Annotated in this window: 14 protein-coding genes and 2 tRNA genes; 10 read left to right on the forward strand and 6 right to left on the reverse strand. The window is 63.6% G+C overall.

The window, feature by feature from the left end; translation table 11 throughout:
* Positions 1 to 143 precede the first annotated feature (143 nt).
* Together VFO93_RS04355 and VFO93_RS04360 are read right to left on the reverse strand one after the other, a co-directional pair.
* On the reverse strand, positions 144 to 2,363 hold the full coding sequence (locus VFO93_RS04355) for a S41 family peptidase (protein WP_325133104.1): 2,220 nt from the start codon (positions 2,361 to 2,363) through the stop codon (positions 144 to 146).
* Positions 2,364 to 2,463: 100 nt separating this feature from the next.
* A complete protein-coding gene (locus VFO93_RS04360) occupies positions 2,464 to 3,573 on the reverse strand; it encodes a TlpA disulfide reductase family protein (protein ID WP_325133105.1) in 1,110 nt (369 codons plus the stop codon).
* Between the two features lie 316 nt (positions 3,574 to 3,889).
* On the opposite strand from VFO93_RS04360, the gene VFO93_RS04365 reads away from it, so the two are divergent.
* The 3 genes from VFO93_RS04365 (at position 3,890) to VFO93_RS04375 (ending at position 9,972) form a co-directional block, all read left to right on the forward strand.
* Positions 3,890 to 7,030, forward strand: coding sequence for a glycoside hydrolase family 2 TIM barrel-domain containing protein (locus VFO93_RS04365; protein ID WP_325133106.1), 3,141 nt, complete (start codon positions 3,890 to 3,892; stop codon positions 7,028 to 7,030).
* Positions 7,031 to 7,173: 143 nt separating this feature from the next.
* Positions 7,174 to 9,318 (forward strand): BNR-4 repeat-containing protein, encoded by a 2,145-nt coding sequence (locus tag VFO93_RS04370; RefSeq protein ID WP_325133107.1) that lies wholly within the window; start codon positions 7,174 to 7,176, stop codon positions 9,316 to 9,318.
* Between the two features lie 234 nt (positions 9,319 to 9,552).
* Positions 9,553 to 9,972 (forward strand): hypothetical protein, encoded by a 420-nt coding sequence (locus VFO93_RS04375; RefSeq protein WP_325133108.1) that lies wholly within the window; start codon positions 9,553 to 9,555, stop codon positions 9,970 to 9,972.
* A 374-nt stretch (positions 9,973 to 10,346) separates the two neighbouring features.
* Here the strand turns inward: VFO93_RS04375 and VFO93_RS04380 are convergent.
* Both VFO93_RS04380 and VFO93_RS04385 read right to left on the reverse strand, forming a co-directional pair.
* Positions 10,347 to 10,418: transfer RNA gene (locus tag VFO93_RS04380), tRNA-Glu, on the reverse strand.
* A gap of 49 nt (positions 10,419 to 10,467) precedes the next feature.
* Positions 10,468 to 10,539, reverse strand: a tRNA-Glu gene (locus VFO93_RS04385).
* Positions 10,540 to 10,790: 251 nt separating this feature from the next.
* On the opposite strand from VFO93_RS04385, the gene gap reads away from it, so the two are divergent.
* The 5 genes from gap (at position 10,791) to VFO93_RS04410 (ending at position 15,667) form a co-directional block, all read left to right on the forward strand.
* Positions 10,791 to 11,798 (forward strand): type I glyceraldehyde-3-phosphate dehydrogenase, encoded by a 1,008-nt coding sequence (gene gap / locus VFO93_RS04390; protein WP_325133109.1) that lies wholly within the window; start codon positions 10,791 to 10,793, stop codon positions 11,796 to 11,798.
* 160 nt (positions 11,799 to 11,958) lie between these two features.
* Positions 11,959 to 12,834: a diacylglycerol/lipid kinase family protein gene (locus VFO93_RS04395; protein ID WP_325133110.1), complete on the forward strand. Its 876-nt coding sequence runs from the start codon at positions 11,959 to 11,961 to the stop codon at positions 12,832 to 12,834.
* 319 nt (positions 12,835 to 13,153) lie between these two features.
* Entirely contained in the window at positions 13,154 to 13,942 is a 789-nt protein-coding gene (locus tag VFO93_RS04400) for a DUF3050 domain-containing protein (protein WP_325133111.1), read from the forward strand.
* A 12-nt stretch (positions 13,943 to 13,954) separates the two neighbouring features.
* On the forward strand, positions 13,955 to 14,293 hold the full coding sequence (locus tag VFO93_RS04405; protein WP_325133112.1) for a translation initiation factor: 339 nt from the start codon (positions 13,955 to 13,957) through the stop codon (positions 14,291 to 14,293).
* A 36-nt stretch (positions 14,294 to 14,329) separates the two neighbouring features.
* Positions 14,330 to 15,667: a hypothetical protein gene (locus VFO93_RS04410; protein ID WP_325133113.1), complete on the forward strand. Its 1,338-nt coding sequence runs from the start codon at positions 14,330 to 14,332 to the stop codon at positions 15,665 to 15,667.
* Between the two features lie 133 nt (positions 15,668 to 15,800).
* On the opposite strand, the gene VFO93_RS04415 is transcribed toward VFO93_RS04410, so the two are convergent.
* Complete coding sequence (locus VFO93_RS04415; protein ID WP_325133114.1) at positions 15,801 to 18,488, reverse strand: GIN domain-containing protein; 2,688 nt, start codon at positions 18,486 to 18,488, stop codon at positions 15,801 to 15,803.
* Between the two features lie 137 nt (positions 18,489 to 18,625).
* Positions 18,626 to 18,964, reverse strand: coding sequence for a PadR family transcriptional regulator (locus tag VFO93_RS04420; RefSeq protein WP_325133115.1), 339 nt, complete (start codon positions 18,962 to 18,964; stop codon positions 18,626 to 18,628).
* Positions 18,965 to 19,420: 456 nt separating this feature from the next.
* On the opposite strand from VFO93_RS04420, the gene VFO93_RS04425 reads away from it, so the two are divergent.
* Together VFO93_RS04425 and VFO93_RS04430 are read left to right on the forward strand one after the other, a co-directional pair.
* Positions 19,421 to 20,581: a PorV/PorQ family protein gene (locus VFO93_RS04425; RefSeq protein ID WP_325133116.1), complete on the forward strand. Its 1,161-nt coding sequence runs from the start codon at positions 19,421 to 19,423 to the stop codon at positions 20,579 to 20,581.
* A gap of 72 nt (positions 20,582 to 20,653) precedes the next feature.
* Positions 20,654 to 25,900: a C25 family cysteine peptidase gene (locus VFO93_RS04430; RefSeq protein ID WP_325133117.1), complete on the forward strand. Its 5,247-nt coding sequence runs from the start codon at positions 20,654 to 20,656 to the stop codon at positions 25,898 to 25,900.
* Positions 25,901 to 25,982 lie beyond the last annotated feature (82 nt).

A 25,982-nucleotide genomic window follows, 5' to 3' on the forward strand; every position in this document is an offset into this window, starting at 1 on the left:
GCGCGGGCAATGAAGAAAGGCAAAAATCGTCCGTCATGCTGAACGCAGTGAAGCATCTCTACCGCTTCATTGTTGGCTGTACAACGAAGCGGTAGAGATGCTTCACTGCGTTCAGCATGACTCGCCTTTGTGCACCAAATGCGCTACTTATCACCCCGCGCCAGCTTCAGCGCCGCGTCCAGAATGACATCCTGCCCGAGCCGTACCGATTCAATACTAGGGTTTACCAACACGTCGGGCACGATGCCGATGGCGTGGTGGCGGCTGCCGTCGGCGTTCAGCACCCGCCCGCCGCTGTAGCCGATGCTGAGGCCGCCTTGCAGCGCCATTTCGGTGCGGACGCCGTTGGCCCCCGAGGTAGGGCGGCCCACGAAGGTGCCCAGGTGCAGGCCCCGCAGCCACCCCAAAAAGGTTTCGGGGCGGCTCTGGGTCACGGCATCCGTCAGAAAATACGCGCGGCCGGGCAGGTGCTGCGGGCCGGGCGCGAAATGCACTACCTGGGGCACGTACTGCACGCCTTCCTGGTCGGGCCGCAGCATGTGCAGCGCCGACACTATGCCGATGTCCTGCGGGGTTTTCAGCAGCAGGGAGATGAGGGAGAACATGTCGCCCCGCGGGTAATTGCGGATGTCGAAAATAACGGCCTTGGCCTGGGCCATCGTTTGCACCTCGCTGGCGCTGAACGTGCCTTCCAGCGTAGCCAGGTTGTAGTAGTAAACGCCGGGCGCCAGCCAGCCGTTGGCCGGCGGCTGGGGCAGCCACATGCCGTAGTTTTTCTGGCGCGGCAGCGTCACGGTGCGCAGGCTGTCGCCGCGGCGCAGCTGTAGCGCGGCCGGCCGGTCGGTGGGCGTGCTGGCCAGCGACCAAAAAGCCTGGTACTCCTTCATTTGGGGCGAGCCGGACACGTAGCGCGCCCGCTCGGCCAGCACCTGCTCCACGGGCACCCCGTCGATGGCTTCTACTACGTCGCCGCGCCGCACCTGCGGGGTTTCCTTGGGAAAGGGTACGTGCGCCACCACCACCCGGCCTGCCGCCCGCCCAAAGCGCAGCGGTAGCCCGTAGCGGCGCGGCTCCTCAAACGTGGTGCTCACCCAGGCGTGCCCGTCGTTGAGGGAGGCCAGCAGCAGGCGCATAGTCGCCACAAAGCCCACGGTGGTGTTGTCGGCGTAGGCGCGGCGCAGCGTCTGGTGCAGCAGGGTGTCGGGCGGCACGCTGGCGCTGCCCCAGTAGGCGTAGCCGTGGCGCAGGGCGTTCCAGCTTTCCACCACGTCGGCCAGGCGCACTTCGGGCAGCCCCAGGGTGCGCTCGCCCTGGTAGCGCAGCCACTCGGCGGGGTAGCGGGCCCGGTCGGCGGGCCGCACGTGCAAGGCATTGAGATTGAGTGAATCGCCTACTGGGTAGGTGTGGGCCGCGTCGGCGGCCAGCGCCAGCGGCACGGTGCAGCTGATGCCCGGTGCTACCTCGCGGCTTACGTAGTCGCCGAGCTGCGACTGCTCTTTGAAGAGCGGCTCAGCCAGCAAGTCGGGCGAGGTAAAAGCCAGTTCCACAGCTTGCGTTTCGGCCAGTTCGCCGGCCGTGCCCGACTTCAGCGGCAGCCATACCTTTTTGCCTTTCACGATGACTACCGCCGTTACGCGCAGGTTGTCGTCGAAGCCAGGCGGCACACTGAGCGACAGATTCAGCCGCCGGGCCGCCGAGTCGATTTTGCCTTTAAACAGGTAGTGGTTGCCGGTGGCGGCTACGGTCTGGTGGAGGTAGCGCTGAGTGGCGCGGTGGTTTTCGACGCCGCCCAGCGTTTGGCGGTGCGTGAGGGCAAACGTGGCTTTGGGGCTGTTCTGGCCGTGCCGCCAGCTCAGGTCTATTTCATAGGGCAGGCCCGCAAAAGCGCTGACGTTCGCGTTGGTGGCTAGTGGCATTTCCTCGGCCACGGTACCGGGCCGGCCCAGCCGCACGCCCTGATATGCCTTGACCTGGCCGGTATAAATGCCATCGTGCTGCCACGACACCACCCGCGTAGCCTGCGCCGCCGCAGGCGGCCGCAGCGCGGCCGGGTCGAAGGCCACCGGCTGACTGGTCGGAAACACCCGGATGGTCGGCCCCAGCGGCTGAAACAGGTCGTTCAGGGCTTTAATCAGCTCGGCGTCGTCGCGCACGGCCAGCATCTGGCGGCTGCCTTTGGTGGCCAGCATCGGCCACGAAATGGTCTGCGCTTCGTCCGACGGGTGGAAGTAGCGCACGTAGCCAAAGAGGCGGGCGAAGGCCGCCATGTTTTTCTCCTGCTGCCGGGTCAGGTGCTGCTGGGCGTGGGCGGCGGGTGCCAAGGCCAGCCACAGCAAGGGGAGAAGTAGTCGAAGTTGGCGCACGAGTAGGGTAGAAGGTGATGGGTGAGTAGGGCAGAGGAGGCCGCCGCCCCCGGCTACCGTTGCAGGGCATTGGCAAAATACCGCCCGCCCGCCGCTACTTCTACTTCGCGGCGGCGGGCAGCAGCTTGGCCAGCGCCGCTTGCAGGCGCGGCCCGTAGAGGTTGATGCCCACGATTTTGCCGGTCGGGTCGATGAGAAAATTTTGCGGCACGCTCGTTACGCGGTAGCTCAGGGCCGCCGCGTTGCCATCCACGCCCTTTAGGTCGGAGGCCTGTGGCCAGGTCAGGTCGTGCTCGCGGATGGTGCGCAGCCAGTGCTTCTGGCTGATGTTTTTGTCGAGCGAGATGCCCACTACCTCAAAATTGCGTCCCTGGTACTGCTGGCGCAAACTGCGAATGATACCAAAGCCCAAGCGGCAGTCGTCGCAGCCCGAGGCCCAGAAGTCGAGTAGCACGTATTGGCCCCGGAAGTCTTTCAGCGCAAGCGTTTTGTTTTCGGGCGTGAGCAGGGAGAAGTCGGGCGCGGGACTGCCGAGCGCCACCACTTGCAGCGATTGCACCAGCCGCCCGTAGGCTTGGCCGGGCGCGCTGTTGCGCAGGGTAGGGCTGAGGGATTCATACAAAGGGGCCACTTCGTCGTACTGCGGCGGCCCCAGGTGAAAGGGCTGTAGTAGTATATCGAGGCTTGCCCAAGAAGCGGGATTATTCTTTATAAAATTGAGCGCTACCTGTTTGCGCTGCTGCTGGTCTACTATGTTCTGCTCCCAGGTAACAACTCTCAGCTGGGTAGGCCGGTGAGAGAGAAGGTACCCCAGGAAAGCTTCGTCTTGCTTCATAAGCCGCTGATAGTCCTGCGTGGCCCGGCCGCCCCGTACGGTAGCAAACCGTAGCACAGCGCTTGGGCTCGTTATCAGCAGCGGCCCCGGCTCCAGAAAAATAGAGGCGCTGTTGAAGCTAAAGGGTCGCGCCAGGTCGGGCGTTTTGCCGTCGGCGGCCAGCACTACCTGCGCCCGTTTGGGCACGTCGCTGGTGCCGCGCAGCTCAAACGCCCCGTTGTGCAGCCGCGTCGAGTCGAGCAGCCGGCCGTTATAAAGCAGATACACCTTGGCAGTAGCGGGCTGTGGGGCAATTTTGCCTTTGAGCTGGTAGGGGAAGGGCGTTTGCGCGCCGGCCAGCAGCGGTAGCAGCAGCCCTAGTAGCAGTGGTTTCATGCGATGATTGGGGTTAGATAGGCGATTTTATATAATCGCGCAAGTAACCGGTTTTATTTCATAGTCTCGGACGTCGCCGCGCTAGTCGCCTGCGCCGTCGGCCAAGCTGGCCAAGCCAAATAAGCTGCTTTTCGCTAAGCCCTTGCGAGTGAAGTAGCGGTCCGGCCCGCGCGGGCGCTGCCTGATACGCCCCCCGCTTTCACCGAAAACGCCCCCGCGCCGCCCTGGCTGGCCGGAGTAGTATTGCGGTAGCATTGCCTACCCCGGCTTTTAGCCCTGGCCGCAACTATTGCCGCCTTTTCCCATCCTTCTCTTCATGTCCGATTTTCGTTTGCCCCTGGCCGCCGTGCTGCTAAGCACCGGCCTGGCCGCCGCCCAGGCCCCCGACCCCGCCGAGTGGCAAAACCCTCAGCTTACCCAGCAGGGCCAGGAAGCGCCCCGCGCCAGCTTCCAGCTCTATGGCCAGCCCGCCGACGTGACCGCCGCCGACCCCGCCCGCTCGCCCTGGCACCAGAGCCTAAACGGCACCTGGAAATTCAACTACGTGGCCCGGCCCGCCGACCGGCCGCTGGATTTCTTCCAGCCCGGCTTTAATGATGCCGCGTGGCGGCCCATTCAGGTGCCCGGCAACTGGGAGGTGCAGGGCTTTGGCATTCCGATTTACACCAACATCACCTACCCGTTTCCGCGCAACCAACCCTTCATCGACGCCAGCAATAACCCGGTGGGCACCTATCGGCGCAGCTTTGCGGTGCCGGCCGCGTGGGCGGGCAAGCAGGTGCTGCTGCACTTCGGGGCTATTTCGGGCTGCGCGTTTGTGTATGTGAACGGGCAGCGCGTGGGCCTCAGCAAGGCGGCCAAGTCGCCGGCCGAGTTCGACATTACCAAATACCTCAAGCCCGGCGACAACCAGCTGGCCGTGCAGGTAATGCGCTGGCACGACGGCAGCTACCTCGAAGACCAGGACTTCTGGCGGCTCTCGGGGCTGGACCGCGACGTGTACTTGAGCGCGCTGCCCGCGCACACAATTTGGGATTTCTTCGCCCACGCCGACCTCGACCCGACCTATAAAAACGGCCAGTTTGCGGCCGACGTAACCCTGCGCAGCTTTGCCGGCGCACCCGCCGCCCGCCTCACCGCCGAGGTGCTCGATGCCAGCGGCAAGGTAGTGCTGCGCCAGCAGCAGGCCGTGGCCGCGCCCACCGGGGCCGGCACCCAGGAAGTCAAGCTCAGCGGCAGCATCCCGAAGGTGCGCCCCTGGAGCGCCGAAATGCCCAACCTCTACCAGTTGCGCCTGACGCTGACCGACAACGCGGGCAAGGTACTGGCCGCCACGGGCAGCAAAATCGGCTTCCGCAAGGTCGAGATTAAAAACGCCCAGCTCATGGTGAATGGCGTGCCCGTGGAGGTGCACGGCGTGAACCGCCACGAGCTGGAGCCCACCACCGGCCGCGTAGTCACGGAGGCCGGCATGCGCCGCGACCTGGAGCTGATGAAGCAGCACAACATCAACGCCATCCGCAGCTGCCACTACCCAGACGACGAGCGCTGGCTGGCCTTGTGCGACGAGCTGGGCTTTTACCTCGTGGATGAGGCCAACATCGAAACCCACGGCTACGGCGCCGAGCTGCAAGGCTGGTTCGATAAAACCAAGCACCCCGCCTACCTGCCCGAGTGGAAGGCCGCCCATCGCGACCGCATCAATCGGCTGGTCGAGCGCGATAAAAACCACCCCAGCGTCATTATCTGGAGCATGGGCAACGAGTGCGGCAACGGGCCGGTGTTTCACGAGGCCTATACCTGGCTCAAGCAGCGTGACCCGTCGCGGCCCGTTTCCTTCGAGCAGGCCGGCGAAGATGTCGATACCGACATCGTGGCCCCCATGTACCCCGGCATGGAATCGATGCGCCGTTACGCCGAGGCCACCGACAAAAAGCGGCCCTACATCATGTGCGAGTACTCGCACGCAATGGGCAACAGCAGCGGCAACTTCCAGGAGTACTGGGACTTGATACGGAAGCACCCGCACATGCAGGGCGGCTTTATCTGGGACTGGGTTGACCAGGGCCTGGCCACCAAAACGCCCGACGGCCGCCCGTTCTTCGCCTACGGCGGCGACTTCGGCGGCTACCACCTCCAAAACGACGAGAACTTCTGCGCCAACGGCCTCGTGGCCGCCGACCGCACGCCCCACCCCGGCCTGTTTGAGGTGAAGAAAGTGTACCAGGACATCCGCTTCGAGGCTGCCCAGCCCGCCAGCGGCCGCGTCACGGTCATCAACTGGTTTTCCTTTAAAGACCTGAGCGACTACGCCTTTCAGTGGGAGCTGCTGCGCAACGGCGCGGTAGTGAAAACCGGCACCTTCGCTGTGGACAAGCTCGGCGCCCGCCAGCGCAAGGACGTGAAACTGGCTTTGCCGAGCATGAAGCCGGAAGCCGGCGCCGAGTACGTGCTCAACGTATTTGCCAAAACCAAAACGGCCGCGCCGCTCGTGCCCGCCGGGCACGAAGTAGCCCGCGAGCAGTTCGTGCTCACGCCGGCTACCGCCTACTTCGCGGCCGCCCCGGCCCCAGCCGGTACGCTGGATGTGAAGCGCGACGGCGACAAGCTGACTTTCACGGCCGGCGACGTGCGCGGCGAGTTCAACACCAAGCAGGGCCGCCTCACCGACTACCGCCGCGGCGAGCAGCGCCTGCCGGGCTACTTCCCCGAGCCGTATTTCTGGCGCGCGCCTACCGATAATGACTTCGGCAATGGCATGCCCGAGCGCCTGGGCGTGTGGCGCACGGCCCACGCCGCCCGGCGCGTGCAGCGCGTGGCGGTGGGCGAGCAAACCAGCGCCGGCCTGCCCATCACGGTCGAGTATTTGCTCGCCGACCTCGGCGTGCCCTACACCGTGGCCTACCTGGTGCAGCCCGATGGCGCGGTGCAAGTCACGGCCAGCATCGATTTGAAAGACAAAACGCTGCCCGAAATGCCGCGCTTTGGCATGCGCATGGAGGTGCCCCGCCGCTACGACCAGCTGCGCTACTACGGCCGCGGGCCCTGGGAAAACTACAGCGACCGCAACACCGCCGCCTTCATGGGCACCTACCAGGATTCGGTGCGGCGCTCGTTCCCCGGCACCTACATCCGGCCCCAGGAGTATGGCTACCACACCGATACGCGCTGGCTCACGCTCACCGATGCCACCGGCCAGGGCCTGCGCGTGGAGGCCGCCGGGCAGCCCATCTGCTTCAGCGCCTTGCCCTACCGCACCGAAGACCTTGACCCCGGCCTGAGCAAAAAGCAGCAGCACCCCACCGACCTCAAGGCGCACCAGCAAACCTGGCTGCACCTCGACCTGGCCCAGCGCGGCGTGGGCGGCGACAACAGCTGGGGCGCCCTGCCCCACGACCAGTACCGCCTGCTGGCCAAGCAGTATAGCTACAGCTACACGCTGCGCCTGGTGAATTAGCGCACGTCTGTCATGTTGAGCGCAGCGAAGCATCTCGGGTGGGGTAGTAATCAATTCGTTTACTGCGCCACGCGAGATGCTTCGCTGCGCTCAGCATGACAGACGTGCGCTAATTACTTTCCACCCATATCTTCAAGCATAAAATGCCAAACCCCTGCGAAACCCTGCGCCTGACCCTGCGAAACCCTGCGCGAAACGTTGCCGGGTTGGTATCGGCGTTGCTATTAATTACCCTCGCCGCCCGCGCCCAGACTACCTCCCTCGTCGGCCTGGGCTGGGCCAAAAACAACGTCAACGGCGCGATTTTCCGCAAGAACTCGGTCGTGAGCCAGGGCCAGAGCCAGTACGTGGCCTACTACGACTCGGCGGGCTACGTAACCCTGGCCAAGCGCCAGCTGCCGGCCGGGCCGTGGCAGGTGCAGCGCACTGACTACAAGGGTAATGTGAAGGACGCGCACAACGTCATCAGCCTTATGGCCGATGGCGCGGGCTACCTGCACCTGAGCTTCGACCACCACAACAACCCCCTGCACTACTGCCGCAGCACCGCGCCCGGCACTCTCACGATGGGCCCGCTGGAGCCCATGACCGGCGCGCAGGAGCAGAAAGTCAGCTACCCTGAGTTTTATCGCTACCCCTCGGGCGATTTGCTGTTTATGTACCGCGACGGCGGCTCGGGCAACGGCAACCTCGTGCTGAACCGCTACGACGTGAAAACCAAAAAGTGGACGCGCCTGCACGACGTGCTCATCGATGGGGAGGGCAAGCGAAATGCCTATTGGCAGGCCTGCCTCGATGCGCGCGGCACCATCCATGTGTCGTGGGTGTGGCGCGAAAGCCCCAACGTGGCCTCCAACCACGACATGGCCTACGCCCGCTCGCTGGACGGCGGCCGAACCTGGCAGAAAAGCACCGGTGAGCCGTACGCGCTGCCTATTACCGAGGCCACGGCCGAGTACGCCGCCCGCATCCCGCAAAACTCGGAGCTCATCAACCAAACCGCCATCACGGCCGATGCGCAGGGCACGCCCTACATCGCCAGCTACTGGCGGCCCCAGGGCACGCAGGTGCCGCAGTATCAGCTCATTTACTTGCAGGGCCGGCAGTGGCAGACCGCCCAGATTAGCCGGCGCACCACGCCTTTCAGCTTAAGCGGGGTGGGCACGAAGAAGATTCCGATTTCGCGCCCGCAGCTGTTGGTTTCAACCCAGAAAGGCAAAACGGCCGCCTACCTGCTCTTCCGCGACGCCGAGCGGCAGGACCGCGCCTCGGTGCTGCAATGCCCGGATTTAAGCAAAAAGCAGTGGACCGCCGCCGACCTCACCACTACCTCGGTGGGCAACTGGGAGCCCAGCTATGATACCGAACGCTGGAAACAGGAGGGCGTGCTCAGCCTCTTCGTGCAGCGCACCGGCCAGGGCGATGGCGAAACCCTCGAAAACCTGCCCGCCCAGCCCGTGCAGGTGCTCGACTGGACGCCCGGCCCGCCCGCGCGCCCGGCCTCGGGCACGGCCGCGCCCGCCCGCGCCGAGAAATACAAGCTGGTCTGGGCCGACGAGTTTGAAAAAGCCGGCCCGCCCAACCCCAAAAACTGGCAGTTCGAAACCGGCTTCGCCCGCAACCACGAGCTGCAATGGTACCAGCCCGACAATGCCCGCTGCGAAAAGGGTTTGCTGGTGATTGAGGCCAAGGCTGAAAGCCGCCCCAACCCCACCTACAAGCCCGGCAGCACCGACTGGCGTACCAGCCGCCCCACCATCACCGCTACCTCGGCCAGCCTTAATACCCGCGGCCGGCAGCAGTGGCAGTACGGCCGCTTCGAGATGCGCGCGCGCATCGATGCCCGCGCCGGCCTCTGGCCCGCCTTCTGGACGCTGGGCGTGGTCAAGCCCTGGCCCAGCAATGGCGAAATTGACATTATGGAGTATTACCAGGGCAAGATTCTGGCCAACGTAGCCAGCGGCACCGCCCGGCCCTACACCGCTAAGTGGCACTCCGAAACCAAGCCCGTGGCCAGCTTCGCGCCCGACTGGAGTAGCAAGTTCCACGTGTGGCGCATGGACTGGGACGCCGAGGCCATCCGCCTCTACGTCGATGACGAGCTGCTGAACGAAACGCTGCTGGTCAATACTGTGAACCAGGACGGCACCCAGTTCAACCCCATGAAGCAGCCGCACTACGTGCTACTCAACCTAGCCCTGGGCGGCGACAACGGCGGCGAGCTGCCCGCTACCAGCCTGCCCAGCCGCTACGAAATCGACTACGTGCGCGTGTACCAGCGCCCGTAACGCAGTGCAGCCAGCCAAGGCTTTTTGGAGAGTAGCCGATGGGCCATGACCGAAGATTGTCGAAGTGCTTGTTATAAGGTAGATAGGTTGGCGGGCTGCGCTCCGGTGGGGGCTGATTTCCGGCCATTGTGCGGCCGCTTACGTATGAAGTAGGTCGCGACGGGCACGTTGGCTGCCTGGCCCCAGTGGGTGAGCTAGCCAACGTGCCCGTCGCGACCATCTGAACTGCTTTCCATGTTTCCTACGCACCATTACTTTTCCAACGCCGTCGGCTCGGTCGACTATGTGCCCCATGAAGGCTACCTCTATTTGCATTGGTCGGGCCAACCCATGACCGGGCCCGAGTTTCGGGCGCTTTACGTGCACGCCCACAATCTGCTGCGGCGCTACCCGCTGCACGGTATCCTGGCCGACCACCGCGCCATGCCCGCTGCCCCGGCCCCGGCCGACCGCGACTGGCTGCTAGGCACTTGGCTGCCGGCCGTGCTCGAAGACACCCACTTGGCGCGCTACGCCGCGGTGCCCACCCTGGAGCCCGCTCACCGCTTGCATACGCCGGCCGTAGCCGAGCAGCTGCGGCGAGTGCTCGCCACCGCTTTTTTTGAGGAATTGCCGCCCGCCATCGACTGGCTGCGGCCCAGGCTGGCCGAGTAACGCTGGTGGCCTTGTAGGTGCCGCAGCATAGTGCCTTGGCCAAGGTAGCGCACTACACCCACCAAAAAGCTTTACGCTCCCTGCTCATTACTGCACAACTCATTTGCGTGTTGCAGAGGAACAGCTGAATTTTACCCGCCCGTAATCGCTCGTAAAGATTGGTTTTATGGGCCACGAAAGGCACCCTGCCGAGGGCACTGCCAACCCAGAAAATACATGCGTAGCCCAGCGGCCTTAGCCCACGCCGCGTGGGCGGCAGCATCAACGCAATAACCGGCGCGCAAACAGTAGAAAAACCGAAGGGGGTAGAAATACAAAAAGCCGCTTCGAGGCGAAGCGGCTTTTGTTTTAAACAACTGACAAGCAGTGCTTTGTAGTCCGTAGGGGAATCGAACCCCTGTTGGTAGAATGAAAATCTACTGTCCTAACCCCTAGACGAACGGACCGGGTTATGGTAAGCTGGCAAGCGTAATAAAAAAGGCAAAAGCCTTTTAGTAGTCCGTAGGGGAATCGAACCCCTGTTGGTAGAATGAAAATCTACTGTCCTAACCCCTAGACGAACGGACCGTTTTTGTTTTGGTGGTGCAAAGGTACGATGGTTTGACATTAAACCAAATGTTGCGCCCAATAAACGCGGTTGCAAATAAAAACAACGCTGATTTTCAGCCTGAAAAAAACAGCGGGCCCGGCGTATTGGTTAGGGTAGGCAGGAGACACAAGGAGGGCCCTTCGGTAAAAGAGCCTCAACGCGTACCTTCGCCCCACATTTCACTGGTGCCGCCTTGGCGGCCCGCTCTACTTCCATTTTTCCCAACACCATGGCAAAAATTAAAGTCGCCATCAACGGCTTTGGCCGCATTGGCCGCCTCACCTTCAAGTCGCTGCTCGGGCGCGACAACGTGGAGATTGTGGCTATCAACGACCTGACTGACAACAAAACCCTCGCCCACCTGCTGAAGTACGACTCGGTGCACGGCCGCTTCGATGGTACGGTGAGCTACGACGACAACAGCCTGACCGTGAACGGCCAGCACATTGCCGCCCTCGCCGAGCGCGACCCCAAGCTGCTGCCCTGGAAAGACATGGGCGTAGACGTAGTACTGGAATCGACCGGTCGCTTCGTAGACGAGGCCGGCGCGGGCCAGCACATTACGGCAGGTGCCAAGAAGGTCGTGATTTCGGCCCCGGCTACCGGCAACATCCCGACCGTAGTGCTCGGCGTGAACGAAGACACGCTGACCGGCGACGAGACCATCATCTCGAACGCCAGCTGCACCACCAACTGCCTGGCTCCCATGGCCAAAGTGCTGAACGATGCCTTCGGCATCGAGAAAGGCTACATCACGACGGTGCACGCCTACACCTCGGACCAGAACCTGCAAGACGCGCCCCACAAAGACCTGCGCCGCGCCCGCGCCGCTGCCTACAGCATCATCCCGACCAGCACCGGCGCCGCCAAGGCCGTGGGCCTGGTACTGCCCGAGCTGAAAGGCAAACTCGATGGTATCGCCATGCGCGTGCCCATTCCGGACGGCTCGACCACGGACCTGACCGTGATTCTGAAAAAAGAAGCTACCAAGCAGGAAATCAACGAAGCCATCAAGAAGGCTGCTGAAGGCCCCATGAAGGGCATCCTGGAGTACAGCACCGACCCGCTGGTGAGCATCGACATCGTGGGCAACCCCCACTCGTGCATCTTCGACTCGGAGCTGACCTCGACCAACGGCACGCTGGTGAAGGTAGTGGGCTGGTACGACAACGAGTTTGGCTACTCGACCCGCACCGCCGACCTCATCCAGAAGCTGGGTGAGAAAATGAATGGCTAGTTAATAGTGCTTAGGTGTTGGTGCCTAGTACTCGGCTATTCTAAAACATACCTGATAACTAGGTACTAATACCTAAGCATAACTAAAAAAGGCCTGCCTGCTAGGCGGGCCTTTTTTAGTGTCTTTTTTAAATAATCGCCTGCGGGCGAGGCTGAGCAGCATGCCGCGTACTTGTTTTATTTTCAACCCCACGGCGGGCACCGGCCGCCGGGCCGAGTTTCCGGAGCTGTTGGCGCGGCATTTTGGCTCCGAAAGCCAAGGCGACTACGTGCTGCGCCCCACCGAAGGCCCCGGCCACGCCACCGCGCTGGCGCGGGCGGCCGCCGCCGAGGGCTGCCGCGTGGTGGTGGCCGTGGGGGGCGATGGCACCGTGAACGAGGTAGGGCAGGGGCTGCTGCACCAGGAAAACACCGCCATGGGCATTGTGCCGCGCGGCTCGGGCAACGGCCTGGCCCGCCACCTCAAGGTGCCCCTCAACCTGGGAGCTGCCCTGCGGCGGCTGCGGCAGCCTGCCTTTAGCCGCATGGACGTGGGGCGGGTCAATGGCCGGCCGTTTTTTTGCACGGCCGGGCTGGGGTTTGATGCGCGCGTGAGCCAGGTGTTTGCCCAGGCCGGCTCGCGGGGGCTGAGTACCTATTTGCGGGTGACGTTCAGCGAGTACCGCACCTTCGAGCCGGTGCCGGTGGTGGTCGAAACTAACGGCGCGACGCTTGAAACCGACTGCTACGTGCTGGCCTTCGCCAACGCCTCGCAGTACGGCAACAACGCCTACATCGCGCCCGATGCCAACCTGCAAGACGGCCTGCTCGATATGTGCCTCATGAATGCGCTGCCGCCCTGGCGCGCCGTGCAGGTAATGCTGGGCATGGCCCTGGGCACGCTGCCGCGCACCGGCGGCGCGGCCTATCGCCACACCAGCTACGCCACCGTGCGCGCCGCCGCGCCCATCGGCTGCCACGCCGATGGCGACTACTTGGGCCACGGCACCGAGTTCACGTTTGACCTGCTGCCGCTGGCGCTGGAGGTAGCCGTGTAGTAGAGGATAAGGTTCTGTTTATTCGATAATTAGGGTTGCAGCGGAGCCCCAGCGGGGCGACCCGTCGGTAGTAAATTATCGGCCTAGATATCCTAAAGCCCCGTAGGGGCGACCCTATCGACTGGTGGGGTCGCCCCTACGGGGCTTTAGTTGCTTTGCTACCATCAGTTGCTACCGATGGGTCGCCCCGCTGGGGCTCCGCCGTAACTTTGGTTTGCTGTTTAGGTCGCAGTATTAATTTCAGCTGAACCGAAGCTTTTTACCAAGTCAGACTGTTAAGCTGCCACCACCAAAATCAGCTGCTTTAAACCAGAAGAAAATGGCCCAGGATTTTATTAAAGACTTGCAAACCGAGTTGCAGCCCGCCCGGCAGCAGCTCGTCGACCACTCGCTGTATTACCGCATTCGCTCGCTCGAAGATTTGCGGGTGTTTATGGCGCACCACGTGTTTGCGGTGTGGGATTTTATGTCGCTGCTCAAAGCCTTGCAGCGCGACCTCACCTGCACCACGCTGCCGTGGGTGCCCGTGGGCAACCCCGCCACCCGCCGCCTCATCAATGAGATAGTGCTGGAAGAAGAAACCGACGTGGACCCCGAGGGCCGCGCTACCAGCCACTTCGAACTGTACCTGCGCGCCATGCGCGAAGCCGGGGCCGACACCGCGCCCGCCGAGCGCCTGCTCGCCGCCCTGGCCGAGGGCGCCAGCGTGCCCGCCGCCCTCGCCGCCGCCGGGGCCCCGGCGGCCGTGCAGGATTTTGTGAAGCACACCTTCGCCGTCATCGCGGCCGGGCAGCCGCACGCCGTGGCGGCGGCCTTTACGTTTGGGCGTGAGGATGTTATTCCTGACATGTTCCGGCATTTGGTGGCCGACCTGGGGCGGCGTTTTCCGGGCCAACTCGACACATTTATTTACTACCTCAACCGCCACATCGAGCTTGATGAGGAAAACCACGCCCCGCTGGCCCAGCAAATGGTGCGCGAGCTTTGCGGCACCGACCTGCTGCGCTGGCAGCAGGCCGCTGAAGTAGCCCAGCAGGGCATGGCCGCCCGCGTGGCGTTCTGGGATGGCATTCAGGCGGCGCTGGCCCACGAGCCGGCCGCTGCGTAATTTGTAGGTATTATGAAAAAAGACCAGCGCCAGGGCGTGGTGTACTCCACCAACCCCGACTTCTCGTACCAAACCACCGACGAAACGGAGGCTACCACGCTGCCGCCCCAGCAGCAGCAGCTGCGCGTGCAGCTCGATAAAAAGCAGCGCGGCGGCAAGCAGGTTACGCTCATCACCGGCTTCGTGGGCCGCGACGAAGACCTGCAAACCCTGGGCAAGCTCCTCAAAACCAAGTGTGGCGTGGGCGGCAGCGCCAAAGACGGCGAAATAGTAGTGCAGGGCGACTTCCGCGCCAAGGTGCTCGAAGTGCTGCTGAAAGAAGGCTACAAAGCCAAGCAGATAGGCGGCTGAGTAGGACGAAGGCGGCCAGCGGGCCATCTTCGCCCCATGAAAACACCGATACTGCTAGTAGCGAGCCTGGGGCTGGCCCTGGCCGCGCACCCAGCGCAGGCCCAGGTATTTCGGCCGGGCTGGGTGCTGCTCGCGCAGGGCGACACCCTGCGCGGCGAGGTAGAAGACAATGCCTGGGAAGAAGCCCCCAAGCAAGTGCGGTTCCGGGCCGCTGCCGGGGCCGACATTAAAACCTATGCCGCGCCCGAGCTGCGGGCTTTTCGCCTGCGCGAAGGGCGGTTCTTTCGCCTCGAAACCCTGCCCCTGGACCGCGGGGCCCAGAAGCAACTGAGCTACCTGACTACCTGGCTGACGCGTAGGCCCCAGCCCGAAACCTTTCTGGCGGAGGTGCTGGTAGACGGGCCCGCCAGCCTGCTGCGCACGGCCGTGGCCGATGTGCAGCACTACTACGTGCGGCGCGCCGGCCAGCCGGCGCTGGAGCTGGCCGAGCGCTACTACCTCCAGCAGCAGAACGGCCGCCAAACCATCGCCGATGGCAACAACTACCAGGGCGAGCTGCTGACTTATTTTGGCGACTGCCCGGCGGCGGTGCAGGCCATTGGCCGCTTTGAGGCGCCGGCGCTGGTGGCAGTGGTGCAGGCCTACAACCGCCAGTGCGCCACGCCGCCGCAGGCGGGCATCGAGTACCGGCGCGCAAGCCCCCATCGGCTCATTGGGGGTTTTGCGCTGGGGCTGGTGGCGGGCGGGCGCTACACGGCGTGCCAGCTACAGGCCGCGCCGGCCAGTGCTGGTGCCACCCTGGCCGGCCTCGAAGTGGGCGGTGGTATCCGGCCCGTTGGCGGGATGTTTTTTGATATTCTGGCCCCCGGCCGGCACCTGGCCCTGCACTTCACGGGGCTGCTCACGCGCATTGGCCGCCGCCAGGAGCTAGCCACGCCGAGTCCAGGGCTGGTAGCTCAGCTCAACAACCAGGTAACGCTGCTGGAAATGAGGTTGGGTGGCCGCTACTTCTGGTCTTCGACCCGGCGCGGCCAGCGTTTCTTCGTGGGCTCGGGCATTAGCACGCCCATCGCGCTGGGCAGCTCCGAGGCCAGGCTGTCTTATTACAATGCCAACGGGCAGTTTCTGGACGGCAGCTCCGTGCCCGATGCCTACCCGTTTGGCACCCTGCCCTACCTGGAAGTAGGCGTGCAACAAGGACGCTTTACGCTGGCCGTGGATGTGCGCCTGCAAACCCAGGATACCTACCGCATTCTCAGCTATGCCCCGCAGCCGCAGGCCGGGCCAACGTTTTTGCTTAGCCAAGAGTCGTACAGCGCGCGCAACTGGTACCTCGGGGCTACGCTGGGCATCGCGCTGTGGCAGGCGCGCTGAGGGAAAGCAGGCACAATTGGTTTAGCGTGCCGGTCCCGCGCGAGTAGTTAAACTTGATAGCCGCCAAGCAAATAGCCCGGCCGCGACGCCCACCTGGGGGCTTCGCGGCCGGGCTATTTGCTTGGCCAGCTGGCTACTCCTTCACCTGCTCCAGCGAGCTGCCGCTGTTGAGGTCTTTGTCGATGCGGCCGGGGTTGCCGGCGTACTTCACCTGGCTGCCGCTGCTGAGGTCTACTTTCAGCACGTCGGTAGCGCGGACCTTGGCCTCGGAGCCGCTGCTGAGGTCGACCGACGCCTTGGTGGCGCGCAAGCCCAGGGCATTGAGCGAGCTGGCACTGGAGCCATCCACCGACAGCTCGTTGGCCGAGCCGCTGAGGTCGGCGTGGGCGGCGCTGCTGAGGTCGATTTCGAGGTGCGGCACGTTCACGTTGAGGCGGGCCGAGGCGGCGCTGCTGGCGTTCACGCGCAGGTCTTCGTCGCGGAAGCCGCTCACGTCGGCCTGGCAGGCGGCGCTCAGCTCGAGGCGCTTGAGGCGGGGTAGGGTCACGGTTACCAGGATGGGGCTGCGGTTGCCGCCGAAAACTGAGAATACCCCATTGTTGCGGCGGTTGCGGATAAGGAGCCGGTTGCCGCGTACTTCGAGGCGCACCTCCTCGAGCGCGCCGGGGCGGGCGGCAGCTTCGGCCTTGTAGCCCTCGCCTCGGCGCACTACCACCCGAAACAAGCCGGCGGCTTCGATTTCGCTGAATTCCTCGTTGCCGTTCAGGGTTTTGCGGCCAGTGCCGTAGTGGGCGGGGTCGGTGTTGAAATTGGGCGCGCTGGTGCTGATGTGCACCGTGGGCTCGTCGCCGTCGGTGTCCACGCGCAGCTTCATTTTGGTGCCGTTGGCGTCGATGTCTACTACGTCGTTGCCGTCGTTGTCCGTGTCGTTATCCGCGTTCTCATCCTCCGAAGCCGGGCAGTCGAGGCACTGAAACTTGCCCTCGCGGGTGAGGCGGGCGCGGTAAGAGCGGTCGCCGTCGGTATCGGGGCGCTCGCCGCCGACGAAGTTGCCGTCGTCGAGCAGCCGCACGAAGGTGGGCGTGAGGCGGTACACTTTGCCTAGGGGCAGGTGCAGCGTGAGGTTGAGGTGCTGGTCGCGAGCGGGGGCATCATCCTTTAGCCGGAAGCCCGAATCAAACGTGATGGTCGAATCGCGCTGCGTGATGCTGTATAGCATCGTTTGCTGGGCCGTGAGGCGGGCCGCTTCTTCGGTGCGGCCGCTGGCCCGAAATTCTTCTTCTACATAAGGCGCAGCCCCGCTGTCGGCCAAAGCTACGTCGAGGCCAACCCACTTGGTGCTTTCCTCAAAAGTGCGCACGTCGAGTACAATGCCCCGGCCCAGCATGCCCGGAAAGCGCTGCGTGGTAGTGTAGCTGCCTTTAGCCTGGAAATTACGAGCGGCCTGCAAGCCTGCGGCCGTCGAGCCCACTACGCCCAGTAGCCAGAGCCCCAGCAGTATCAGGCCAGTATTGCGCCCCAGTATCCAGCGGCGCATAATTAGCCGCAAGCCCAGCAGGATGAGGCCCACGGCCGGAATGCCGGCAAGCAGCCCCCCGGCCATCGCGCCCCAGGGCGACAGGTTGCGGGCAAACTCTCCGAACTCGTTGTCGAATACAAAGCCGTTGCTCGTGTGCTCTACGGCCGTGAAAGGAATGATGCTCAAGGCCGCGCCCAGCGCCATCAGCACGCCAAACAACCAGGAGCTACCCCACACAAGCAGCAGCCCGCCCACCAGCCAGCGAATAACGGTGCCCAGAAAAGAAGCCGCCGGCTTGGCGCTGCGCGCCGCGCCTTCTAAGAACGTGCCCACCGAGCGGCTGCCGGCCGGCGTAGTAGCATCGCCCTCAAAGGCATTGGTACGCAAGGTGTTATCGATGCCCGAAAGCGTGACGGCGTCGCCGCGCATCTGCATTTTCTCCGACACGGTGAGTGCTGCTGGGACTACTATCCACAGGATAACGTACACAACCACCGTGCTGCCCACCGTGAGAAAGGCCCCGAGCAGAAACAATACGCGCACCAGCACCACATCGGTGCGGAAGTAAGCGGCCAGGCCAGCGGCTACCCCGCCCACTTTGCCCGTGTCTACGTCGCGAAACAGCCGGCGCCCGCGCAGTGCCGTACCAAAATCGAGCGTGTCGATGGGGGCGGGGGCATCGTCGCGCTTGGGCAATGCTATCCACAGCACCACGTAGGTGACTACCGCCAGCACCAGCAGCTCTTTGGTGCCGCCGAAGTAGCCCGGCAGAAAGTGCGTGAGGGGCTTGGCCAGCACCAAAGCCAGGAAAACCAGCCGCACTACCAGCGGGTTTATCGCAAAGTACTGCGCCAGGCCGGCGCACACCCCCGCAATTTTGCGGTGCGCCAGGTCGCGGTAGAGGCGGCGGGGCTGGCCATCGGCCGGGCGCTGGCTGTCGCCGTAGGGCGGCGTGGCACCGCCCGTGTAGCCGCGGCCGAAGCCGGCCGACTGGCTGGCGGCCGAGGGCTCGGCGTAGGCTGCGTCGTCTTCGTCGGGCTCGGAGGCAAAGTCGCTCACGCGGCCCATCTTGGCGGTCATTTCCTCCACGTCGGTGAGGGTAATGACTTGCTTCACGGCCGAGAGGCGCGCCGAAAACAGCTCGGCAATGCGGCCCTCGATGTCGGCCACTATCTCCTCGTGGCCCTGGTAGCTGGCAAAGTGCGCCTTCACCTCGTGGAGGTAGCGGCTGAGCACTTCGTAGCCATCATCTTCGATGTGGAAGATGATACCCTGCAAGTTGATACTGATGTTCTTTTTCATGGGAAAGGCCGCAGGCGGCGAAGCGCGGCAGTTAAAATTCAGTGCTTGGTGCTTAGAGGTTTGTGCTTGGTCGGGTGGGTGCTTGGGGCTGGGCTTCGGTGAGTTCTCACTAGGCACCAGGCACTAAGCACAAGGCACTAAATAGGGCGGCGGGGCTGGCGAATGATGCCCACCGAGAGGGCCATTTCTTCCCAGGTCTGGCGCAGCTCTTCCAAAAACTGGCGGCCCGAGTCGGTGAGCGTGTAGTATTTGCGGGGCGGGCCGGAGGTCGATTCCTTCCAGACGTAGTCGAGCAGGGCGGCATTCTTGAGGCGCGTGAGCAGCGGGTAGAGCGTGCCCTCCACCACTATCATGCGGGCTTGGGTGAGCTCCTCCAGCATGTCGCTGGCGTAGGCCTCCCCGCGGCCGATAATCTCCAGAATGCAGAATTCGAGGATGCCTTTGCGCATCTGCACCTGGGTGTTCTCTAGTTTCATGGGCGGTATGGGCTAGTAGTAGGTGAGGAACAGTACAAATGTAGTACAGGTACTTTGTATTGCATAATACTTGGTGTAAAAATTTTTGTTGCGGCGGGCGCTGTTGCGGATAATTTATTTTCTTGCCAAGAAGAAGTTACGGCCTTAAAGTACCAGCCGGGCAGGTGCTGGATGTCTTACTACCAATAGATTATCTTTTTCCTAAATAAATTTTTCCCTAAAAATAAAATTGTCAGCTACCCGCGTTTTCTTCGGGTTGCTTTGAATAATCCTAAAAAATATCGGCACGCTGCCGGCTGCGCAGTTTACGGTCGCGCTTACTTGGTTTTATTAGCCAAGCGGCGGAGCCACCCACCACCCACCTGGCCGGGCGAATCGGCCATTTGAAGCTACGCCGCGCACTAATGGGCAGTAACTTGCGTTGCGGTTCCGATTTTCCTAGTCTGACCTTTCTATATGCTACAATTTTCCGCTGCTACCCGGTTCGGGCACACCAAATGGGCGCTGAGCCTCGGCCTGCTGCTGGCCGCCGGCGCGGCCCACGCCCAAACCAACACGCCCAAGTACAGCAACGAGTTTATGAACCTCGGGGCGGGTGCCCGCTCGCTGGGCATGGGCAAGGTGCAGGTGAGCTTGGCCACCGACGCTACCGCCGGCTACTGGAACCCCGCCGCCCTCACCAACCTCAGCGCCAAGTACGACGGCGTGCTGATGCACTCCGAGCTGTTTTCGGGGGTAGTGAAAAACGACTATGCCGCCTTTGCCATGCCGCTCGATGACAAGAGCGTAGTCGGGGCCACGTTGCTGCGCACGGGCGTCGATAACATCGCCGATACGCGCCTGCTTATCAATCAGTACGACGGCTCCATCGATTACAGCCGCATCACCTATTTCTCGGTGGCCGACTACGCGCTGCTCTTGTCGTATGCCCGCAAGCTGGGGCCCGAGGGCCTGAGCGTGGGGGCCAATGCCAAGCTTATCTACCGCAACGTGGGCTCGTATGCCAACGCCTACGGCTTCGGCCTCGACGCAAGCGTGCAGTACAACCACAAGGGCTGGCGGCTGGGCCTCGTGGCCCGCGACATCACCACCACCTTCAACGCTTGGAGCGTAGACGCCGACAAGTTTAAGGCCTCGGGGGTGGCCGTGGATGAAAAGATTCCGGTGAACGCCACCGAACTCACGCTGCCGCGGCTGGTGCTGGGCGCGGGCTACCAGTTTAGGTTGCCCGCGCAGTTTACTGCCTTGGCCGCCGTTGACTTGGATGCTACTACCGATGGAAAGCGAAATACGCTCGTGCGGTCGAATACCGTGAGCGTGGACCCGCGCGCGGGCCTGGAAATAGGCTACCACAATTTAGTATTTCTGCGCGGTGGTGTCGGCAATTACCAGCAGATAGATATGTTCGATGGCTTAAACAGCGCTGGTAAATCCAACTATAAAAAGGCTTGGAAAGGCCAGTATAGCCTGGGCGCGGGCGTGGCGTTCAGCGGCCTGCGCGTCGATTTGGCGTTGTCGCGCCTGGCGCTCGATGAGAACTCCAACGTCAACTCGCTTATCGTGAGCCTGGGCTACGGCTTTGGCAGCCGCATGGGCGGCCTGCGCATGACCAACTAAAGTTTACACTAGTTATTAACAGCTTATTGTCATGGAGTCGGCTGCGGCCGGCTCCTTTATTTTCTTCTAGCTATGACACAATCCTACACTGGGGAGCGGCGGTTTGGGCGCACTACCACGGGCTGGCTGCTGGTGCTGCTGGGTTTGTTGCTGGGCACGGGTGCGCGCGCCCAATCGGGCCCCTACGGCAACGAATGGATAGTAGCCGGCCAGCCTTATTACAAGGTAAAGGTGTGGCGCGACGGCCTCTATCGCCTCGACTACAACTACTTGCGCAGCCTCAGCGCCACGGGCGTAGCGCCCACGCAGTTTCAGCTGTGGCGACGGGGCAAGGAAGTGGCCGTGTACCAGGGGGGCAACGCGGCTACCCTCGATGCCACGAGCTACCTCGAGTTCTACGGCCAGCGCAACGATGGCGTGCTCGACCGCGAGTACTATAAAAACCCCGCCGAGCAGGCGCATCAATACTACAGCCTTTACACCGACACGGCGGCCTACTTCATCACCTGGGGTAGCCGCGCCGGCAAGCGCATGGCCCAGCCCGTGGCCGCCGGTGGCACGCCCCACGCCACGCGCATGCAAACGGTGGTGAAGGTGGCCAAGGACAAGTATTACGAGGCCCCCGCCGAAGGCACGGTGCACATGCCCTGGCTGAACAGCGGCGAGGGCTTTTTCTCGGAGTGGTCGTTCCAGGGCGAGCTGCCGCTCGTGAGCGACAGCCTGCTGCGGGCCGTGGTAACGACGGCGGGCGCGCGGCCCATCCGGGCCGAGGTGTGCGCGGCAGGGCGCAGCGATGTCAGCGGGCCGGGCGGCCCGGTGGGGCAGCACACCACCAGCATCCGGGTGATGCCGCCCGGCGCCAGCGCCGCGCGCGAGCTGGGACAGCTGGTGTACCAAAACTACAATTTCAAAAAGGGAATCTACACCTTGAACCCCAGTGATATCGGGGCCGATGGCAAGGTGGAAATCCGGGGCTCGGTAGTGGGCCAGCGCACGGGCCCGGTGTTCGATGTGTTCGTGCTGAGCTACTTCAAGCTCACGGCCCCGCAGCAAAGCGTGTGGTTTAGCGACCGGCGCAACCTGTGGTTTCAAAACGACTCGCTGCTGAGCGGCCCGGCCACCTACGAGCTGGCCAACGTGCCGGCCTCGGTGGTGGGCTACGACATCCACGACCCCTACAACGTGCAGCGCATTGCCGCCACGGCAACTCAAACGCCGGGCAGCACCGCGCGCCGCTTTGTCTTCCCGGATGCCACGAGCAGCCAGACGCGCCGCCTCTTTCTGGCCGATGCCGCCGCCTGGCTGGCACCGTCTGCGCCGGTGCGCGTCAATTTCCGCACCATCAACGCGGCTACGCCCAACTTTGTCATCATCACCCACCCCAAGCTGATGAAGGCGGCCGGCACCGTGCCCAACGCCGCCCTCGAATACGCCAAATACCGCGCCTCGGCGGCCGGCGGCCGCTTCGATACGCTGATGGTAACGGCCCCGCAGCTCTACGACCAGTTTCACTACGGCGAGCGCTCGGTGCTGGCCCTGCGCCACTTCGCGCTGTGGGCCGCCGCCACCTCACCCGCCACGCAAACCAAATACCTGCTGCTGCTGGGCAAGGGCCTGAGCGCGGGCGTAACGCCGGGTATGGTCGATTTGTCGACCTATTTCGGAGTGAATGCGAGCGGCACAACCCGCGTGCTGGGGGAGCAAGGGTTGGACCTGGTGCCCACTTCCACGTCCTCGACTTCGGATATTTTTCTGTCGGCCGACTGGCCCAATAATAACCTGGTGGCCCGCCTGCCCACCGGCCGCGTGCCCGCCGCTACCCCGCAGGAGGTGGTGGACTACCTGAACAAGCTGCGCGAGCACGAAGACAAGCTCACGACCTACAGCGCCACTGCTACCCAGGACTGGCGCAAAAACGTGCTGCACCTGGTAGGCGGGCTCAATGTCAACGAGTTTGCCCAGTTTGGAGCCTACGTAGATGGCCATGCCCAGCGCGTGCGCCGGCCCTACCTGGGCGGCACGGTAACTACGCTGCGCAAAACCGCGCCCGGCCTGCCCGTTACCGTCAATATTGCCAACGAGCTCAATACGGGCTTGTCGGTGATTCAGTACTTCGGCCACGGCTCGCCCACGCGCTTCAACCTCGAAATCGGCGACATCAACGACCCGGCTACCAACTACCGCAACGCCGGCCGCTACCCGGTGATGATGTACAACGGCTGCGCGGCCGGCGACTGCTTTTTTCAGGCCCCTACCTTCGGCCCGAGCTGGCTGCTGTCGCCCCAGAAAGGCTCGGTGGGTATGCTGGCGCAGGCCTGCGAGTCGTATGCCCACATTCTGGACCCGACCCAGGACCTAGTATACAAGCTGCTTTTCAACGACCCCGACTGGTACGGGCAGCCCGTGACGCGGGTGTTTGGTGAGGCCGTGCGCCGCTTGCAGCTGACGCCGCTGTACCAGAACAACGTGGCCGCCGCCACCGAGCAGTTTCTGGCTACTACCTGGCAGGGCGACCCCGCCCTGCGCCTCTACGCCCCGGCCAAGCCCGATTTCATCGCCAGCAACGCCACGCTGTCGGTAGCCCCGGCCCCGGGGGCCAGCGTCATTTCGGCCACCGCGCCGTTTGTGCTGCGAGTAGGGGTGAGCAATCCGGCCCGCATCACCACCGACTCAATTGAGATTCGGGTGACGCGCACGTATGCCGGCGGCAGCCGCCCGGCCGACGTGCTGACGCGCACCTTCCGCCAGGCCTGGGTGCGCGATACTACTTACACGATTACGCTGAACAACACAGGCAACGTGTACGGCTACAATACCTTCCGGGTAGAGCTCGACTACCGCAACAAGGTATCGGAGCTTGATGAAACCAACAACGTAGCCACTACCAACTACTCGTTTTTGCAGGGCAGCCTCACGCTGCTCACGCCCACCGAGTTTGCCATCGTCAATACCAACCGCCCGCGCCTCACGGCTCAGAACAACGACCCCGCCGCCGCCGTGCGCGGCTACGACTTCCAGGTCGATACGGTAGCTACCTTCAACAGCCCCAAGCTCCAGCAAAGCCTCATTACCGGCCCGCCCACCGTAAGCTGGCAGCCCGCCGCGCTGGTAGGCGCGCGGCCCGACTCGGTGGTGTGGTACTGGCGGGTGCGCCTGAGCGCGCCTACCGCCCAGGAAGACCCCAACTGGCAGCTCGGCTCGTTCCGGGTGATTTCGACCGTGCCCAGCGGCTGGTCGCAAAGCCACTACGCCCAACTCAAGCGTGACCAGTTGCAGCAGGTAGCGGTGGCGGCCCCCAGCGGCCGCTGGAGCTTTACCGACCAGCGCCTGCCCATCGGCCTCACCACGGCCGGCGGCGGGGGCGTGGGGGCGGCCAGCACCTTCAGCACGGGCTACGGCATCCGCACCGATTTGACGTCGCCGCCCTCGGTGGCGAGCTGCGGCATTGGCTCGCCCAACCTGCTGCTGGCCGTGCTCGACGGCCGTACCTTGCAGCGCATTACGGTGGCCGGCGGGCCTTATAATACCTGCGGCAGCCCGGCGCAGTCGTTCTACCACTTTGGCAGCACGGCGGGCGATACCCTCGACAACCTCAACAACAGCGCCGCCCGCCAGCAGCAGCTCGTAGCATTCTTGCAAAACGTGCCCGATGGCGCCTACGTGGCCCTCATCAGCATGAACCGCCTGCGCTACGCGGCCTTCCCGGCCAGTTTGCGCACGGCGCTCACTACCATGCTGGGCAGCCAGCTGGCCGCGGCTGGCCAATTGCGCAACGGCGACCCGTGGGTGCTGCTGGCCAAAAAGCAGGCCGCCGGCGGCCTGCTGGTGCGCGAGCAGGGCCCCGACCGCAGCCTGGCGCAGGCCAGCTACTCGCAGCTGGTGAGCATCGTCGACACGGCCCGCGCCCCCGGCCAGGCCGGCAAAGTGCTGAGCGCCCGCATCGGTCCGGCCAAGGAGTGGCAGTCGCTCTTCAACGTCATCAAGCGCGAAAATACCACGGGCAAATACACGCTGCGCGTGCTGGGCCTCGATGCCAACAATGCCGCCACCGTGCTGTATCCCAACGTAACGGCCAAAACGCTCAACCTGAACAATGTGCCGGTGGCTACCTACCCGTACTTGCAGCTAGAGCTGGTGCTGAGCGACTCGGTGAACCGGGTGCCGCCGCAGCTGAAGCAGTGGCTTGTGACCTACAAGGCCCTGCCCGAAGGCACCGTGCGCCGCGACCTCGTGGCCGCCGCCGACTACGACCCCGCCACGCTGGCCGCGCAGGCCGCCACCACGGGCAGCATCAGCTTCCCGGTGAAGTTTGAGAACATCGGCGGGCTCGACTTCGCGGCCCCGCTCACTACCCGCATCGACCTGCTGAACACCAGCGGCGTATCGGTAGCCAACAACACCTTCGTAGCGCCGCGCATTCTGAAAGCCGACTCGGTGATGACGGTGCCCGTGAAGCTGAACGTGATAGGCAAGTTTGGCACGCTTACGCCGGTAGTCACGGTGAACCCGCTCCAGAGCCGCCAGCCCGAGCTGTATTTCTTCAACAACACGCTCACGCTCGCGCCCTTCTCGGTGCTTGATAAAAACGTGCCGCCCACGCTCGACGTGGCCTTCGACGGCCGCCACCTGCTCAACGGCGACATCGTGTCGCCCACGCCGGCCATCAACATTCAGCTCAAGGACGAAGACAACCTGCGCCGCCTCAAGGAGGCGTCGGCCTTCACGGTGCTGCTGCAAAAGCCGGGCGCACCGACCTCCACGCTCATCAGCACGCTCAACAACCCTGAGATTCAGTTTTCGGTCGACTCGACCTCGCAGGCCGGCTCGGTGGCCCGCCTCGAATACCATCCCGGCAAAACCACGCCGCTCGCCGATGGCACCTACACGCTGCAAGTGCAGGGCCGCGACCGCGCGGGCAGCGCCGCCGGCACCCAGAACTACCAAGTGAAGTTTGAGGTCATCAGCCAGTCGACCATCACCAACGTGTTCCCGTACCCGAACCCCGTCACGAGCAAGGCGCGCTTCGTGTTCACGGTGACGGGCCAGGAGCTGCCGCGCGACATGAAAATTCAGATTATGACGCTGACCGGCAAGGTAGTGCGCGAGATTTTCATGAGCGAGCTCGGCCCGCTGCACATCGGCAATAACATCACCGACTACGCCTGGGACGGCACCGACCAGTACGGCGACCGCCTCGCCAACGGCACCTACCTCTACCGCGTCTCGCTCAACGACCCCAGCGGCCAGTTCAGCAAGCGCAACACCGCCGGCGACCAGGGCTTCCAGAAAGACTGGGGCAAGCTCGTGCTGCTGCGGTGAGGTTTGGGATGAGTGGATGAGTGGTTTTTGGATGAGTGGATGAAAAAGGCCCGGACCAATAGTTTCTAGCTATCGGTTCCGG

This window comes from Hymenobacter sp., from assembly GCF_035709525.1.
Taxonomy (GTDB): Bacteria; Bacteroidota; Bacteroidia; order Cytophagales; family Hymenobacteraceae; genus Hymenobacter.